This window comes from Vibrio palustris (genome assembly GCF_024346995.1).
In the GTDB taxonomy this organism is placed as follows: Bacteria; Pseudomonadota; Gammaproteobacteria; order Enterobacterales; family Vibrionaceae; genus Vibrio; species Vibrio palustris.
This window is the reverse complement of record NZ_AP024888.1, coordinates 958730-974180: the sequence shown is the minus strand read 5'-3', so window position 1 is coordinate 974180 and position 15451 is coordinate 958730. Positions and strand designations below refer to the sequence as shown.

Genomic DNA, 15451 nt, shown 5'->3' with positions numbered 1-15451 from the left:
TACTGGTGAGGTATATCTACCACAGGCCAAGAGCCTCTATCTTGGTTGTCATCCTGTTACGTGACATGTCTCCTTCTATTATACGCCCCAATATTGTACGTTTTCTCGCAGCGATTTTTTATTAACCCCTTGTTCATGCGGATGCGTCGCTTCATAAGACAGTTTTTTGAACAACGACACGCTTTTAGGCAATTTTAGTCGCTACGACGTGATCACTAAGTCAGTTTTCGTGAAACTCAAACCTTGCTCCCATCTATTACTATTCCTATGTTCAAAATTCCATATTGGTTCCAATGTGAAATATACATTTGTAATATCAATAAGTTAATCCACTACTCTAGGAATGGCAGTGCACTAACTTTCCGACATCGATGTTCTGCACTGCTATGTAAATAGGTTTAAACATTTATGTATTGAATGTAATCATTAACAAAGAGGTAGCGACATGAAAGTGGCTAAAACAATGACAATCAAAGCATTAACACTCGCGATGACAATGGCGTGTGGTAGTGCTTTTGCTGCCGTTCCCGCGCTGACAACCAGTGGTAGTCAAATTTTGAGTGGCGGGGAGGTTAAAAGTTTCTCAGGTAACAGTTTTTTTTGGAGTAATACCGGTTGGGGCCAAGAGAAAATGTACAATGCAGAGATTGTCAAATGGCTGAAAGACGACTGGAAAAGCTCCATTGTACGGGTGGCTCTTGGGGTTGATAATGGCGGTTCCTACTTAAACGATCCAGACAGCAATATTCAACGTATTGAAACCGTTATCGATGCGGCTATTGCCAATGACATGTATGTCATTATTGATTTTCATACTCACCATGCAGAAGATCACCAACAAGCTGCGATAGAGTTTTTCAAAAAAATGGCGAAAAAATATGGGAATACCAATAACGTCATTTATGAAATCTATAATGAGCCGCTACAGGTAAGTTGGTCGAATGTGATTAAGCCGTATGCTGAAGCGGTGATTAAGGAGATCCGTGCGATTGACGCTGATAACTTGATCGTTGTTGGGACGCCGAATTGGTCGCAGAAAGTCGATGATGCGTCGCGAGATCCGATTGACGATCCTAATGTTGCGTATTCATTGCATTTTTACGCGGGTACTCATCACCAGAACATTCGTAACAATGCGGTGACCGCTTTGAATAACGGTGTTCCGGTCATGGTCACCGAATGGGGAGCCGTTAACGCGGATGGCAACGGCAGCGTCGCACAGCAAAGTGTGGATGAGTGGGTTGATTTCATGAAAACAAACCATCTCACGAATGTGAACTGGGCGGTCAGTGATAAAAATGAAGGGGCGTCCATTATTAAACCAGGCGTAAGCCCAACCGGTAACTGGTCAAACAGCGATTTAACAGACTCTGGTCGTTATGTCCGTGGGATTGTTCGTAATTGGGGCACGTCGGTTGATGGGGATGGTATACCGCCAGACACTCATGATGATGATGCCGATTCAGGAGATACTGGTACGGGGGGCGATACGGGCAACGGTCAAACAGAGCCGACAGAACCGTCACAAGGGAATGGCGAATTTAGTTGTAATTATAAGCAGTATGCAACGTGGAATGGTGGTTTCCAAGGTGCGATTGAGGTGACCAACCAAAGCGATCATCCCGTCAGCGGCTGGGATATTCAGTGGACCTTTAGCTCTGGCGCAAAAGTGGTTGATAGCTGGAGTGCGAATGTAAGTGGTAATGGACCTTATACCGCAACAGGTATTTCGTGGAACCAAACGGTTCAACCGAATCAAACTTTTGAAATTGGTTTTGTTGCAGAAGGTGGGGTCGGTGCGCCAACTATTTTAAGTGACATTTGCCGATAATCACGTTGAGGTCAATCCTCGCGCAGCGCTCCCATTGGGAGCGCTTTTTTGGTTGGGATAGGCATAACATTCATGGTCAGTGTTCCATGATGAATTTATTTCATGTTCATTATGAACAAAATGGAGTTAAAAGGCACTGAGTCATCCGTTATTCTACGTTCTTATACGATCAATAGAGATAATAGGATTTACTCATGACCACTCGCGCTCCATTTCGCTCCGATATTGTTGGTAGTTTTTTACGACCTGAAACGGTTCATCAGGCACGCCGTGATGTTGAGAGTGGGTTAATCTCGGCCAGTGATCTCACTGAGATTGAAGATCAAGCCATTACTGAATTAGTCGAGCAACAACGTGCTGCCGGTCTGAACGTGGTGACGGATGGAGAATTTCGTCGCGGTTTTTGGCATATCGATTTTTTAGAGCACTTAAACGGCATTGAAGGTTATGTGCCTGAATCTGGTTACAATCAGCAGTTTAAAGGTAAAGCAGCGCCTTCTTATAATATTCGTGTTAACGACCATATTTCGTTTAATCCTGACCATCCGTTTCTTGCTCACTATCAATTTCTTCATCAGCTTGTGGCCGATGATGATTCTGTGATTGCTAAAGCGACCATTCCTGCTCCAACTATGATCATTCGTCAAGAAATTCTCGCCAATGACGGCTCATCGAATCTTGACAATATCTATCCGGATGTGCACGATTTTTATCGCGATTTAGCGAAGACTTATCAAGCGGCAATACGCGCCTTCTATTCATTAGGGTGCCGTTATTTACAGTTAGATGATACTAACTGGGCGTTTTTAGCGGATGCCTCTAAGCGTCAAGCGCTGGCCGATAAGGGAATCGATGCAGACGAGATTGCACATATCTGTGCTAACGTATTGAATGAGTCATTGCAAGATAAGCCAGATGATTTATATGTGACAACCCACGTGTGCCGTGGAAATCACGCTTCATCTTGGTTGTTCTCTGGAGGTTATGAGCCGATTGCTGCAGCGTTATTTTCGACCAATTTCGACGGATTCTTTTTAGAATATGATAACGAGCGTGCTGGAGATTTCTCACCACTGCGTCATTGGAATAATCAAAAAAGCCGAGTCGTGCTGGGCTTAGTGACATCTAAGTTTGCTGAGCTTGAAGACAGTGACAAAATCAAAGCGCGCCTTCAAGAAGCCACCGCATATATTCCGCTAGAAAATTTGTGCTTGAGTCCGCAGTGCGGGTTTGCCTCAACATGTGAGGGCAATAAACTCGCAAATGGCGATCAATGGAAAAAAATCGGATTAATTAATCAAATTGCTCAAGAAGTATGGGGTGATGCTTAAATTACACGCAAAACGAGCGCACCATGTGCGCTCGTTTCAATTATGGTACTAGTGGCGTTGACTTGGCCCATTTCTGACCATATCAGCACCCGTTTCCGCAATTTCTTGTGTCACCCAACGACCGAGCAGTAATTGATGTTTATCATCTAAGACCGCGACAAATGGCTTGCCGCTTTTATTATCGGTCGCCAGTGCGACGCCAGCCGCATTATTTAGACTCAGGCCGCCACTTTCAATTTGAATTAGAAAGGTTTCGAGTTCATCTAAGGTCGTAATCAGACTATCGTTCTCAATCATTTTGTTTATATCCGTGATTTATTATGCGCTAAGGATACCAGTTCCGTATCAGAATCCAAGGCTGCTATCACTCTATCTGGTAAAATGCTGGGGCGAGCAGAAGGTCGAGCACAGGCTCTATTAGCGGCAGATAAGCTAAGCATCATCCGTGAAAGTGAGAGACTATGTCGTACAAATAAAAACGTTGGCCTTAAGCCAACGTTTTTATTTTCAATGGGTAAAGAAAGAAAAATAGCCGAGAAAATTAGTGTGGTTAACTCTTATAAGCGTTTGCTTTCTTTCAATTTAATACGTTTACCGCAGTTGTTGCAAATATAAACTTCTTTTATACCACTTAGTTTGTCCCAAATGCTACGGTGCTGCCGGACAAGTTGGTTTTTGTGGTCACAGTGATTTGCCATTCTGTTTTGCCTTATTTATAAAAGCAGAAAGCACATTATTGTTATTATTTAGTGTTTGTAAGCTCAGTCTGCGGGTGTGCTTTCCTGTGAGTCTGTGTGTTATATGCATAAAGAGCGATTGGATACTAAATGGTATCCGGAAAAATAACGTCACGGTAATGTCAGTTTTCGACTAATTTTATTGGTCTATTTGTCGTTTTTTGCTGTTTCACTGCAAAACATAGCGCTAACTGTTATTTTTATCACTTTTGATACAAGTTGTGACGGTGATAAGAGTGGACACGACATATCGTCACTGTGACATTACCTCGATTTCTAGTTTTTGATTGTGCTATTTTGTTACACAGGCCGTTTGTAAAGGACCCTTCTTTTTCAGTGATGAAAGCAATAACGAGAGGCCATACATCAATTAAAAGGACACTCCATCATGACTAGTGCAACGTCAAATGAATCCAAGACGATATCTCCTATCAATGGTGAAACGGTCGCGACCTACCCATTTGATAGCGAAGAGCAAATTGAACACGTGTTACAGGACAGTTTTTCTGCCGCAAAACGCTGGAAGCAAACACCACTTGCCGACCGAGTGACCGCGTTAGTTTCTATCGGGCAGGCTTTGCGTGATAACAGTGAAGAGCTGGCGCAAATGATGAGCTTAGAAATGGGCAAGCCCATTGTGCAAGCTCGTGGAGAAATCACCAAAAGCGCCAACTTGTGTGATTGGTATGCCACCCATGGCCCAGATATGTTATCGGCTCGTCCTACCATGGTAGAAAATCAGCAAGCAGTATTGGAGTTTCGTCCTTTAGGTGTGGTGCTGGGAATTATGCCGTGGAATTTCCCATTGTGGCAGGTAATGCGGGGCACCGTACCGATGTTGTTGTCAGGCAATACCTATGTGCTTAAGCATGCGCCAAATATTATGGGATGTGCATATCTAATTGAAAAGATTATTCATTCATCTGGTTTGCCGCAAGGGGTCTTTTCATTGGTTCATGCAACGAATGAAAGTGTAAGTAAACTGATTGCCGACGATCGCGTTGCCGGTGTTGCGTTTACAGGTAGCGTCAAAGCAGGCAAAACGATTGGTGCGCAAGCCGGAGCAGCGTTGAAAAAATCCGTATTAGAATTAGGTGGCTCAGACCCCTTTATTGTTCTTGCTGACGCTGATATCGATGCGGCCGTAAAAGCCGCTGTGGCAGGGCGTTATCAAAATTCTGGTCAAGTATGCGCCGCGGCGAAGCGCTTTATCGTTGAGGCTCCAGTGGCCGATGAGTTTACACAGAAGTTTGTCGCCGCCGTTGAGAAGTTAGCTATGGGTGATCCTCGTGAAGATGATAACTATGTTGGCCCGATGGCGCGCTATGATTTACGTGATGAATTGCACGACCAAGTACAAAGGACTGTCAGTCAAGGCGCTCGTTTGCTACTTGGCGGTGATAAAGTATCGGGGGCAGGGAATTATTATCAACCTACGGTCTTAGCTGATGTTACCGCTGATATGACGGCATTTCGCGAAGAAATGTTTGGTCCAGTGGCAGCGATTACCATTGCGCAAGATGCACAGCAAGCCTGTCACTTAGCCAATGACAGTGACTTCGGCTTATGTGCCACTATCTATAGTGGTAATGAACCTCAAGCGGAGAAGCTGGCGGCAACACTAGAGTGTGGCGGTGTCTTTATTAACGGCTACTGCGGGAGTGATCCGCGGGTCACCTTTGGTGGTGTTAAGAAAAGTGGTTACGGAAGAGAGCTATCTGATTTTGGACTCTATGAGTTTTGTAATGTGCAAACGGTCTGGAAAAACCGCCAATAATAGGTAACCAATCGGCACTTCGTCAGGCGATAAATAGCTGACGAAGTGCTCGTTGATTTAAGTCTGAATACGAGGATAATGACGGCAACGCAATGCTCTAAATAGTCAATCTATTGCTTATTTGGCACAGCCCGCATTTTTAATTTTATACTAATGATCTCAGTCACTAATCGTAATGATAAGGTTAGGGATACTCTGATTTCCTCCATATACTCGCCCCATACTTATTATAAAACAGACCGTTCGGATCTCTGCCGTTGCATCAGCATTGAATGACATGTGTTTACCTAACATGTTGAAGAGCGATTAAGATGAGAGAGCAACCAATGCCCCATCTTAAGTGTCGTCAACTCTTGTATCTTTGATAAGCGGACATTAAACGGTTCAAGTCACCGATCATCATCACAGGTTAACTGGGGATATCGATAGGGATGCGACTTGAATAGTCATTTTAATGGGGATCTTAACAATGTTCGAAAATATCAATCGTCCGAAAACACTTCTAAAAACAGCCATTAGCGGCGCGTTACTGATGCTAAGTAGCTATTCAGTGGCGGGCGAGTCTACCTTTGCTAATCCAATACTCGATAATGGTGCTGACCCTTGGGTAACCTACTACGACGGTAACTATTACTCGGCAACTACGACGTGGGGGTCAACGCTAACTATGCGTAAGTCGCCAACGTTGGCAGGGCTACGTGATACTTCAGCGGTCACGGTGTGGTCGGAAACAGACCCGAAAAGTGGTTTTAACTTTTGGGCGTTTGAATTTCACCGTTTGAAAGGGCCTGACGGGTGGCGCTGGTATATGATGTATACGTCTGGCCGTGATGGTACCTATGATTACCAGCATTTATCAGTGTTAGAAAGTGCCGGTGATGATCCAATGGGGCCATATGAATTTAAAGGCGCCCCAATGCCAGATAGTTATAACATCGATGGTAGCTATATCACCATTCACGATCAATTATACCTGATGTACTCCCAGTGGCAGGGGGATGAACAGCGCAATATGATTGTGAAAATGAAAAATCCGTGGACGATTGAGGGTGAACCTTCGTTGCTGACACGACCAGAGAAAAGCTGGGAGCGCGTTGGTATGAATGTGAATGAAGGTCCAGAACCACTAATACACGATGGAAAAGTGTATGTTGTGTATTCGGCGAGTTATTGCGCGACGCCAGATTATAAATTAGCGTTATTGGAACTTGTTGGGGATGACCCATTAGATCCGGATGCGTGGCAGAAATCAGATGAGCCAATTTTCACCAAAGGCAATGGCGTTTATGGCCCAGGCCATAACGGATTTTTTGTCTCACCGGATGGCTCAGAGCAGTGGCTTGCCTATCATGGAAACCCAAGTGCTGAAGATGCTTGTGGTACCAAACGTGCATTACGAGCTCAGCCGTTTACGTGGAATAAAGATGGCTCGCCAAATCTTGGCGAACCCGTGGCGAGTGGTAAAGACATTGCCGTACCGTCTGGTGAAAATGGCCCACTACGAGTTAAACCACAAGCCCCGATGATGCGCTTGAATCACTTTGTGACGCGTACTCATAATGATCAAACCCACACCATCTTGACAAATACTACCCCAGCTATCGTGGACCAATTACCGGACGGTAGTGTTCGTTTTGCCGATTATGCTGGCGGGTTTTTGACCGGTGGGCAATGCGCTGATTCACCTAGCTTCCAAGCGTGGACCAATCAAGCGTGTCAGCGCTGGGATGTGAATGTCAATGATGCAGGTCTACTGACTTTCACCAATAAAGATGATCACGTGAATTATGGGCGTGAGCAAGGTGAGGGTTACGATCAGTGGAGTCTATCGCCACTGCAAAGTGTTGCCATTGTCAGCGCTGTCAGCGGGAAAGTAGTCACAGGGACGAAAACGACCATCGAGCAGCAAAAGTGGACCAACGACAAACTGCAACAATGGTGGTTACAACCAGAGCAAGATGGCACGGTGACGATGGTAACTCAAGGTGAGCCGACGCATTGTTTGAATGCGATTGATCATAAAACTCAATGGGGAATGTGTGTGGGCGACCAAAGTCACTGGTATTTATACCCACGTGACAAAGGTGGTTACAGCATCGTCAATAAAGCGAGTGGTCAATTATTGGGTGTGGAACAATGCTCAATTAACAATCACGCTAAAGTCGGTGTATCAGATGATGCAGGTAAGGAATGTCAAAGCTTCTATCTACGTAATACCAAATAATATCATGAGATGATATGTCTCAGGCGAAGCAAAAAAAAGCCCCTTTACGGGGCTTTTATTCGTATATGCCGTGTGTTTATTCTGGGATGGCAGCGCGACTTAAACGGTCATTGACCGCATTCCAGTCTTCCCCTTGAGGGGGACGTTCTAACCAAATTTCATCCGGTTTTAATGTATCGGCTTCGGCCAGCGAACGATATAAACATTGTCCATAAGAGCTCGCATCGTTTGGCATCACCATAGATTGAATGCCAGTTGGCAAATCATTGACAGATGAATGGTGCAATAATGCATAGGTTGCTTGGGTATCTCGCATTTCAATCGCTTGCTGCACATCATGAATTAAGCGTAATACTGTTTTGGGCTGATAATGGCTACCGACATTGCCTGGTACCGATACATCATGATGCTGTGGATAGCTCACCTCAGCCCCAAGGATCTCACTCAGCTCATGTGCGGTCACCGGGCCTGCACGTAATACATTGGGTTGTGGCGATGTCATGTCGATAATGGTAGATTCTAAGCCAAATAAGCAATCGCCTCCATCGACCACTGCTTCAATTTTTCCCTCTAAACCTGAGATCACTTGTTCTGCATTGGTTGGACTCAACTGTTTATACGGGTTGGCGGATGGCGCTGCAACGGCCAAGCGATGTTGTTTTAATATCGCCAACATCACTGGATGCGATGGAATGCGTACCGCAATCGTATTGAGCCCGCCAGTCACAACCGGTGATACATGGTCGGCCTTGTTGAGGAGTAAAGTCACTGGACCTGGCCAACATGTTTTCGCTAAATCAAACGCTTGTGGCGGAATATCTTTCGCCCAATCTGATAGCTGTTCCACACTACCAATATGCACAATCAATGGATGATTGGCAGGGCGTCCTTTCGCCGCAAAAATGCGTGAGACTGCCTCTGGCTGTGTTGCATCTGCTGCCAGTCCATATACCGTTTCCGTCGGTAACGCGACTAATTTCCCTTGCTTTAATAAATTCGCGGCAATGTCTAAGTCTTGAGCCTGAGCGCTCAATTGAAGCGTTTTCAACTAACAATCTCCGTCATAATAGAGTTTATTGGGCAAGCCAGCCATTACGATGGCGCTTCCACACTTGGTGGTTATCATCGATGTGGTAGATAAATAACCATTGGTTGTCGACAAGAGACGCCACATCTTGATGACGTTCGATAATCTGATCAATTGCCTCTTTAGGGGCTTGTATAAAAGCACTCAAGCGTACCGGTTGGTGGCGATATTTCTCACCATCGTGTACCGATTGAGTCGATAATCCAATACGTAAATCGCCGCCATTTCCTTCAAAGACGCCGATATTACCCCCGACAATGTTATGTAGCAATTTATTACCGCTACTGTATTTGTTTGGCACCGCAACCGACGCATAATATTGCATATTAATCCAGTTGGTCACGAGTAATGGTGCCGTCATTATTTTCTCTAACTGAGTGAAATCGGGGTCTTGTTTCACATCGTATTCATGTAAGAAAGAGCGCCCCTTTAAGTCAATATGCTTAGTTAGCGAGCGTGGCGCGATAAAAACCCCCGCATTATTACATAATCCCCACTCTGGGCGCATTTGAGCCCAGTTGGTTGCGCGCTTTTTAAAAAAGCGTTTCACATCGGTGGGCGTAGGAGTTGAGCCATGATCAAACTGCTCAACGCGGGCACTGCGTGCCTGATGGCTTGCGCTAATGATCCAATTTTGCCACGGTGTAAATGGCGCATCATAGACCTCAATTTCATCGGTGGTGGTATTATGCATCGCCGCATAGAATACCGTGTCTTGTGGCACCGTTACACCGTATTTAGGCATCTGTTCACGCACGCTGGGTTCGTTCAGTAACTGCGCAAGAACCTTGACATTGACCTCGCCAGTTTGGCCGCCACAAGCCCCGCAGTCTAAGCCGGATGAGGTGTGATTGTTACAGGTTTCACTGCCGTGACCTGTGAGCAAGAAGGCAGGAGCGAGACGCTCGCCTACGCCCATAGCATTCAGAATGCCAGCGCCTAACTCGGCTTTTTCGTCAGCGGTTAAAGGCACATCATGACGCTTTAAATGCCAATGATCGTTATGACGAGCATCACGGTTGATTGGGTTGGTGCTGCCTTGTTGTAATACCACACGTTTAAATAGGCTCACCAGCTTAAGCAGACCACCCGCTTCAATCATACCTAAGTTTGATGCTGGCTTTTCTAAACTATTTTGCCAGCCTAACTGCGTCAGACGCAGCCATCGCTCTGGTTGCAGCTTGGTTTGCTGGGCGACCAAGCTGGGCGCAAGTAAACCGGGTAATTGAGGACGTGAAATACGATTATCATGGGTGTGATAAGCAATGGGGAGACCGAAAAATCCAGCAAAGCCGAGTGTTTCTACGCCTTCGTCTTGCTGTTCTAATGCTCGACGCATGGGTTCAGAGCGAACATCAATACAAAATACCGCCTGCAAATTTGGGCGCGCAGTCGATTCTTGTTGTGTGGTTTGCTTAACTTGTTTCACCCAAGGCTGATGAATACTCAGTTCTAGAGCACGTTGCCATACCCACATTGGTGCTAATTGACGCTCTGCCAGTTGGTAGTGCTCTTCAATCGATTCAGATTGGTCGGCAATGGTGGTTGAAATCGTCGTAAAAGCAGACGTTGAGTTGTCTTTTAACCATTGCCAAAGCACATAATTCCAAGCCAATACAATCGTTGTTAACCCCATTGTATGAGGAATATCGATGTGTTTATGATTGAGGTTTGCTTGCCAGTCTAACCACGCTTGCCAGCCTGCCCAACCTGACAATAAGTGTAGTGCGGCACGTGTATACGCATACGCTCCATCTCTTGTTTGTAACATGCTCGACCATTGTTCGGCGCAGCGTTCAAGCATGGTATCTAAACGTGTTGGCAGCTTGGCAAAGTAAGGCAGTAAGTCGACACCTAGCAAGGTCTCGATACCGCGGTCACGAGTCACGACTTCTAACCAGCTTTGATAAAGGTGTTCGCCATTTTTGCCTTCGGCATCGAAACGCTTCGGGTACTGATGATATAAAGCGACAAATTGACTGATTTGTTGGAGCACTTCTTGTGGCCAGCTATGACCTTGTGCTGAAGGGATCTCTTGATCCATCAACGCACCTAGCGTCGCCCATCGGGGGAGAGCTGTATTCGGTACCATTAACGATTGTTCGAGCTGTTCGGCGGTAAACGGGCTGTTTAATTCTGTAATCGCCTGTTGCAAATGCTCTGGAAGAATGTCTGTTTCCCAACGCTCAAGAAAGTAGGTGCGCTCCATTAATCCGGTTTCCCCGGTTAATACCGCTTGCTCTGCAAAGGCACGCTCAATACGGTCGTGGCGCTGTGGCCACCATGGGTTAACCGCCACAGAGCGATCTAATGGCCATGCGGGGGCGATAGAGGCAGACGCTTCCCGTACGATACTCTCAAAAGGGAGGGTTTCAATCAAAACAGTCATTATTTTACCTCAGGGTTGGTGTGCCATTGATGTTGACGCAGCTCAATTAATGATTCGCTTGGCCATAACTTTAGCGTCAGTCGAGTTGCCCACTCATCAAGATATCCTCCAGCGTTTAGCCAGATAAACAAACGTTTAATCAGTGGAGCATGAGGCCAATATTGCAATGCTAATGACAACACAAATAATGTCACAAATAAGAAGGCGACGAATCCATCAGCCCAAAGATTTAACGTAGGATCGGGTAGAGCAAAGGCGGCTAGGTGATGCTTTGCGGTCGTATATAACGTGAGTAGTGCGACGCCGAACCCCATGGTGAGAAAGATTTTAGGTACACGGCCGTTGTCTGCGTGAGTAAAACTTGGCACTAATAATCCCGTGAGGGCAAATAGCACCAACGCAATAGCCGCCAAGCTAGGTAGAATCGCAAACTGCCATTGTGCAATGGCCATCATGATAGAAGAAACCAGTAGTGCATAAAACCAGTGTTGCAATTTCGGTTTCTCACTGCCCGCCAATTTTGCCGCTAGATAATGGTTAACGGTATTGCCACTATTTAAGAATGAGTAGGCTTTATAAAATGAATGCGCAAAGAGATGTAGTAGTGCCATTTCATATAAGCCGAGCGCGATTTCGACTAACATTAAGCCCATTTGCGAGCTGGTCGACCATGCCAGTTTGACCTTGATACTAATGCGAGTCGTGCTGACTAGCCCAGCCACAATGGTACTGATTCCAGCTAATACAACAAGTAACCAACATGCGACGCTACTTGCTGCCAAAATAGGTGAAAAGAATAACAGTAGTATACCGCCTAAATTAACGATGCCAGCATGCAACAACGCAGAAACTGGCGTTGGAGCCTCGACCACTTGAATAAGCCAGCCATGCATCGGTAACTGCGCACACTTGATAAGCGCAACAAGCGCGAGCAACACCGCGGCAAAATTAACGGACAAGTGCATGGTTGAGTCAGACGCTTGACTAACGATTTGGTTGATATAAGGCGTGTCAAACTGGACATACAAACTGATAAACGCCGCCGCTAGCATTGTTTCGCTTAAGCGAGCGAGTAAGAATTTTTTATGGGCGGCTAATTGTGCTCGTGGCCTGTCAGGATAAAACAAAATCAAACGGTGGAGCGATAAACTCACGCACACCCATGCCGCCCAGAAAATGGCTAAATGGTTAGCGGTGATCACCAGTACCACGGTAGCGATGGTCAATAATAATGACTGTATAAATCGACGACGATCTTTTTCACCACTGAATGCTACCCAGCTGTATCGCAGAATCGTGAATCCTAGGATTGCCACTAAACTCAGTAACATAATACGCAGTGGCGTAACTAGAAATAAAGAAGACATGATAGACCTCACAGTTTTAACAATGGTGGCTATTGTGAAAGTGTATGAATGTTAAGTAAAATACATAAATAATGACAAATCATTCTGTTTAAGAGAACTATGAGCCGACTTAACTATCACCACTTGTACTATTTTTGGCAAGTGGCTAAGCAGGGTAACCTAACCCAGGCAGCGCAAAACTTGCATATATCTCAGTCTGCTTTATCTTCTCAAATCAAGCAGTTAGAACAATCTCTCAATGTTCAGTTATTTGAGCGTAAAGGACGACGTTTACTCCTCACCGAGGAGGGTTACCATGCCCTTAATTACGCGGATGACATCTTTCATAATGGTGAAGAATTAGAAAAATTACTAACCAGCGGCAAAGGATTAGCTGGTTCGACCATTAGAATTGGTATGCTTTCAACCATTTCCCGTAACTTTATTGAACAATTTATCCAGCCTTTGATCAAGCAAAGTGATTGTCGTTATGTGTTGCAGTCGATGAGCCAAACCGGTTTATTGGAAGCATTAAATGAATTACAAATTGATGTGGCACTGACGAATACGCCTTTACATGATAACAGTAAACCCTATTGGCAAAGCCGGGTACTTGCTCGTCAAGCCGTGGCTATTATTGGCCCTCCGGGATTAGATCTCAATGAGGTATTCGATGAGCGTTATCGAGGCCAGCGCTGGGTGCTGCCTTATGGTGAAAACCCACTGCGCGCTGCATTTAACTCGTTTTCGGCCCAGTATCATTTACAACCAGAGATTGTCGCAGAGTCTGATGATATGGCGATGCTACGCTTGCTGACTCGTGATACTGGCGCGTTAGCCGTCATGCCGGAGGTTGTGGTAAAAGATGAATTAGATAATGGCACCTTAAAGCGTTACATGTTACTACCGGATGTGTATGAAAGCTTTTATTCGGTTACGGTAAAACGTAAAGTGGTCCACCCGAAACTGGATAGCTTGTTACGACCTTTGTTATAACCGATGACGCTTAGATTGAGCGCGTAGTGCGTTGATATAAAACCGCGCACTTATATTCTAATTGGTTATTTGGCTTGCAGTTAAGTATACCGCTACTACCTAAAAGCTGATAAAATACTGCGGAAACGAAGTACTTATACAGGAACCTGAAATGTCAGACTTTAACAAAATTTTAACTCCTGGTGATTACAACAACGGTATCGTAAACGTTGTTGTTGAAATTCCAGAAGGTAGCAACCATAAAATTGAATGGAACCGTGAACTTGCTGTGTTCCAATTAGATCGTGTTGAACCAGAAATCTTTGCTAAGCCAACGAACTATGGTTTTATTCCACAAACTCTTGATGAAGATGGCGATGAGCTAGACGCCTTAATCATCACTGATCAACCGCTAACAACGGGTATCTTCCTTGAAGCCAAAGTTATCGGTGTCATGAAGTTCGTCGATGATGGTGAAGTTGATGATAAAGTTGTTGTAGTTCCTGCAGATGACCGTAACACTGGTGATGCTATTGAAACGCTTGCAGATCTTCCTAAGCAGCTTATCAAGCAAATTGAATTCCACTTCAATCACTATAAAGATCTGAAAAAACCAGGCACAACAACGGTTGAAAGCTGGGGTGATGTCGAAGAAGCGAAAAAAGTGATTGCAGAGTCGATCACTCGTTGGAACGAAATGTAATATTGCCGTTCGGCGGTGCACAAAACGTGGTTTTTTGTAAGCCTCACGTCTAAATGCAACTGATATTACGATTCCGTCCGCTTTACTCTTATAGTGAAGCGGGCGTTTTTTGTTGTTTTATTGAATATTGGTTCGTCATATCACGCGCGGTGCTAGCCGCTAGCACTCTACATTATTGACCACCTTATTATGGCCTTTGCCGCACATCACGGTTGGAATCGTTAAGCCCGACGAGTGATGATTCACTTTATTTAGTTTAGTTATCAATAATGAACACACATACGCCGCTTTTTGATAGATTTAAAAACCACCTGATTATTGTCGTGGCTTTTTCGGTACTACTGGCCACTATTTCACTCTTATTGTACCCATTGGATTTACTGTCTACTCCCCATACTGTCACGGGCTTTGTGTGGAGTAATCTATCGGCTACTGCCTCAAACCCGGGATGTATTTTTACACTAATTACCTTAATGATCTGTGTGTTTTACAAGTCCAAATTTAGTGATGAATTTAAAGTGAATGCACTCATTCAATTGCTTTTATTACTGGTTTTGAGTTTAGGTCTGAAAACAGCCATGAAACAAATGACGCATAGCCCAAGACCTTATACCGTTGTGATGGCGGAGTCGACGGTGATTGCTTCGCCCCGTGATTTTTATACGTTTAGTCATAGTGATAAACTCAATAAGATTGCCCAGATGCAAGGAACCGTATCACAGTGGCGTTGGTCGAACTGGCAAACAGAAATGAATTATGCGTTCCCCTCAGGCCATACGACGTTTGTAACCTTATGTTTATTGTTTTTTAGTCGCTTGTTTTTAATGAGTAAACGGTATGTGTTATGTGCTGGGTTACTGTGCTGGGCGGTGGGGGTGGCCTATTCAAGGCTATGGTTAGGTATGCATCGCCCCGCTGACTTATTTGGCGCGGTAGGCTTAGAAAATGTCATCTTTTTATTGGTGCCTTATCAATATCATCGTTTAACCCCGTGGTTAATGGAAAAATCGCAAGTGATGAAACAAAAGTGGACCTAGTTTTGCTCCGTCGT

Annotated in this window: 11 protein-coding genes; 7 read left to right on the top strand and 4 right to left on the bottom strand. The window is 45.0% G+C overall.

The window, feature by feature from the left end; translation table 11 throughout:
- The first annotated feature begins 445 nt into the window (after nucleotides 1-445).
- Together OCU30_RS16840 and OCU30_RS16835 are read left to right on the top strand one after the other, a co-directional pair.
- Nucleotides 446-1831, top strand: coding sequence for a cellulase family glycosylhydrolase (locus OCU30_RS16840; RefSeq protein ID WP_159439143.1), 1386 nt, complete (start codon nucleotides 446-448; stop codon nucleotides 1829-1831).
- A 194-nt stretch (nucleotides 1832-2025) separates the two neighbouring features.
- The gene (locus OCU30_RS16835; RefSeq protein ID WP_077314811.1) at nucleotides 2026-3162 is read left to right on the top strand and encodes a 5-methyltetrahydropteroyltriglutamate--homocysteine S-methyltransferase; all 1137 of its coding nucleotides are present in this window, start codon (nucleotides 2026-2028) and stop codon (nucleotides 3160-3162) included.
- A 48-nt stretch (nucleotides 3163-3210) separates the two neighbouring features.
- On the opposite strand, the gene OCU30_RS16830 is transcribed toward OCU30_RS16835, so the two are convergent.
- A complete protein-coding gene (locus tag OCU30_RS16830) occupies nucleotides 3211-3459 on the bottom strand; it encodes a hypothetical protein (RefSeq protein ID WP_077314812.1) in 249 nt (82 codons plus the stop codon).
- 828 nt (nucleotides 3460-4287) lie between these two features.
- Here OCU30_RS16830 and OCU30_RS16825 point away from each other — a divergent pair.
- Nucleotides 4288-5676, top strand: a complete 1389-nt coding sequence (locus OCU30_RS16825; RefSeq protein WP_077314813.1) for an aldehyde dehydrogenase family protein — start codon at nucleotides 4288-4290, stop codon at nucleotides 5674-5676.
- 469 nt (nucleotides 5677-6145) lie between these two features.
- Complete coding sequence (locus OCU30_RS16820) at nucleotides 6146-7900, top strand: family 43 glycosylhydrolase (RefSeq protein ID WP_159439144.1); 1755 nt, start codon at nucleotides 6146-6148, stop codon at nucleotides 7898-7900.
- Nucleotides 7901-7976: 76 nt separating this feature from the next.
- On the opposite strand, the gene OCU30_RS16815 is transcribed toward OCU30_RS16820, so the two are convergent.
- Genes OCU30_RS16815 through OCU30_RS16805 form a run of 3 tightly spaced genes read right to left on the bottom strand, consistent with a single transcriptional unit; the run spans nucleotide 7977 to nucleotide 12743 of the window.
- The gene (locus OCU30_RS16815) at nucleotides 7977-8948 is read right to left on the bottom strand and encodes an L-threonylcarbamoyladenylate synthase (protein WP_077314815.1); all 972 of its coding nucleotides are present in this window, start codon (nucleotides 8946-8948) and stop codon (nucleotides 7977-7979) included.
- Between the two features lie 25 nt (nucleotides 8949-8973).
- On the bottom strand, nucleotides 8974-11376 hold the full coding sequence (locus tag OCU30_RS16810) for a DUF2309 domain-containing protein (protein WP_077314816.1): 2403 nt from the start codon (nucleotides 11374-11376) through the stop codon (nucleotides 8974-8976).
- On the bottom strand, nucleotides 11376-12743 hold the full coding sequence (locus OCU30_RS16805; RefSeq protein ID WP_077314817.1) for an NADH-quinone oxidoreductase subunit L: 1368 nt from the start codon (nucleotides 12741-12743) through the stop codon (nucleotides 11376-11378). Before OCU30_RS16805 ends, OCU30_RS16810 begins: the two co-directional genes overlap by 1 nt.
- A gap of 99 nt (nucleotides 12744-12842) precedes the next feature.
- On the opposite strand from OCU30_RS16805, the gene OCU30_RS16800 reads away from it, so the two are divergent.
- From OCU30_RS16800 to OCU30_RS16790, 3 genes are all read left to right on the top strand, one after another.
- On the top strand, nucleotides 12843-13718 hold the full coding sequence (locus OCU30_RS16800; protein ID WP_077314818.1) for a LysR family transcriptional regulator: 876 nt from the start codon (nucleotides 12843-12845) through the stop codon (nucleotides 13716-13718).
- 151 nt (nucleotides 13719-13869) lie between these two features.
- Nucleotides 13870-14400: an inorganic diphosphatase gene (locus OCU30_RS16795; RefSeq protein WP_077314819.1), complete on the top strand. Its 531-nt coding sequence runs from the start codon at nucleotides 13870-13872 to the stop codon at nucleotides 14398-14400.
- Nucleotides 14401-14669: 269 nt separating this feature from the next.
- Nucleotides 14670-15437 carry a phosphatase PAP2 family protein gene (locus OCU30_RS16790; RefSeq protein WP_077314820.1) on the top strand — a complete coding sequence of 256 codons (768 nt, stop codon included), beginning with the start codon at nucleotides 14670-14672 and terminating at the stop codon, nucleotides 15435-15437.
- The last annotated feature ends 14 nt before the right edge of the window (nucleotides 15438-15451 follow it).

Bases quoted from the DNA above. Each gene is read 5' to 3' on its own strand.
- OCU30_RS16840 (WP_159439143.1), top strand. From the start codon at position 446: ATGAAAGTGGCTAAAACAATGACAATCAAAGCATTAACACTCGCGATG.
- OCU30_RS16835 (WP_077314811.1), top strand. From the start codon at position 2,026: ATGACCACTCGCGCTCCATTTCGCTCCGATATTGTTGGTAGTTTTTTA.
- OCU30_RS16830 (WP_077314812.1), bottom strand. From the start codon at position 3,459: ATGATTGAGAACGATAGTCTGATTACGACCTTAGATGAACTCGAAACC.
- OCU30_RS16825 (WP_077314813.1), top strand. From the start codon at position 4,288: ATGACTAGTGCAACGTCAAATGAATCCAAGACGATATCTCCTATCAAT.
- OCU30_RS16820 (WP_159439144.1), top strand. From the start codon at position 6,146: ATGTTCGAAAATATCAATCGTCCGAAAACACTTCTAAAAACAGCCATT.
- OCU30_RS16810 (WP_077314816.1), bottom strand. From the start codon at position 11,376: ATGACTGTTTTGATTGAAACCCTCCCTTTTGAGAGTATCGTACGGGAA.
- OCU30_RS16805 (WP_077314817.1), bottom strand. From the start codon at position 12,743: ATGTCTTCTTTATTTCTAGTTACGCCACTGCGTATTATGTTACTGAGT.
- OCU30_RS16800 (WP_077314818.1), top strand. From the start codon at position 12,843: ATGAGCCGACTTAACTATCACCACTTGTACTATTTTTGGCAAGTGGCT.
- OCU30_RS16795 (WP_077314819.1), top strand. From the start codon at position 13,870: ATGTCAGACTTTAACAAAATTTTAACTCCTGGTGATTACAACAACGGT.
- OCU30_RS16790 (WP_077314820.1), top strand. From the start codon at position 14,670: ATGAACACACATACGCCGCTTTTTGATAGATTTAAAAACCACCTGATT.